The organism is Cyanobium sp. NIVA-CYA 375 (assembly GCF_056108345.1).
This window is the reverse complement of record NZ_JBSYHW010000216.1, coordinates 1-1202: the sequence shown is the minus strand read 5'-3', so window position 1 is coordinate 1202 and position 1202 is coordinate 1. Positions and strand designations below refer to the sequence as shown.

At 63.4% G+C, this 1202-nt stretch carries 1 protein-coding gene; it reads left to right on the top strand.

Going from position 1 to position 1202, the window contains the following annotated elements:
• A partial coding sequence (locus AC01FP_RS17655; protein WP_474482031.1) for an Ig-like domain-containing protein occupies nucleotides 1-1129 on the top strand: 1129 nt, incomplete at its 5' end.
• Nucleotides 1130-1202 lie beyond the last annotated feature (73 nt).

The following is a 1202-nucleotide window of genomic DNA, read 5'->3' as shown; positions in this document are numbered from 1 at the left end:
GGGCGCGTTCACCGTTGTCAGCGCCTCGCAGTACACCCTGTTGGTCACTCCACCCGCTAACCAGAGCGGCACGATCACGGTGACCGTGGCTGCCGGTGTCGCCACCGCTGTGAGCGGCGGAGCAGGCAACCTCGCCCCCGCGCCCTATCCCCAGGCCTTTGATACGGCTGCGCCCACGCTGGAGATCATCAGCAACACCAGCACGCTCAAGGCCGGTGACACCGCCTCCATCACCTTCAACTTTTCAGAGGCGGTCAGCAACTTCACCCTTGACGACGTGAGCGTGAGCGGCGGCAGCCTCTCCGCTCTCACTGGTTCTGGCAGCTCCTTTACCGCCACCTTCACCCCCGCAGCCAACTCCACCTCCAACGCCAGCATCAGCGTTGCCAGTGGCACCTTCACCGACCTGGCCGGCAACGCCAATGCCACCGCCAGTAACACGCTGGCATTCACGGTGGATACCGTGCGGCCGACGATTGCAATCTCCAGCAACGTCCCCGCCCTCAAAGCCGGTGAGACGGCGACGATCTCCTTCACCCTTTCAGAAGCCTCCACAGACTTCACCGCGGCCGACGTCAGCGCCACTGGCGGCACCCTCTCCAGCTTCGCTGGCTCCGGCACCTCCTACGCCGCCACCTTCACGCCCACCCCCAACTCCACCACCAGCGCCAGCATCAGCGTGGCCAGCGGGGCGTTCACCGATCCGGCCGGCAACACCAATGCCACCGCCAGCAACACCCTGGCAATCACGGTGGATACCGCCCCACCCAGCGTTGTCATCAGCGACAACGTGGTTGGCGGGGCCCGGGGTGAGGTGACCTTCACCTTCACCTTCTCGGAGGACGTCACCGGGTTCACGGACGAGGACATCACCGTGACAGGCGGCACGAGGGGCACCTTGAGCGGCAGCGGCTCGGTCTACACCCTGGTGGTGACGCCGAACGCCAACGAGGAAGGCAACATCACCGTGAACGTGGCCGCAGAAGCCGCCACCGATGCCGCGGGCAACGCCTCCATTGCAGCAGGCCCATACACCCAGGCCTTCGACACCCTCGCACCCACCCTTGTCATCAGCGACGAGGTGCAGGCCAATGGTGCGGTGCTCTTCACCTTCACCTTTTCGGCCTAAAATGCTATTACCTAAAGAATTGGCAGGAGTTCATCAACCAACTTGGATTGACGAGAGTTCAGATTGATAAAAT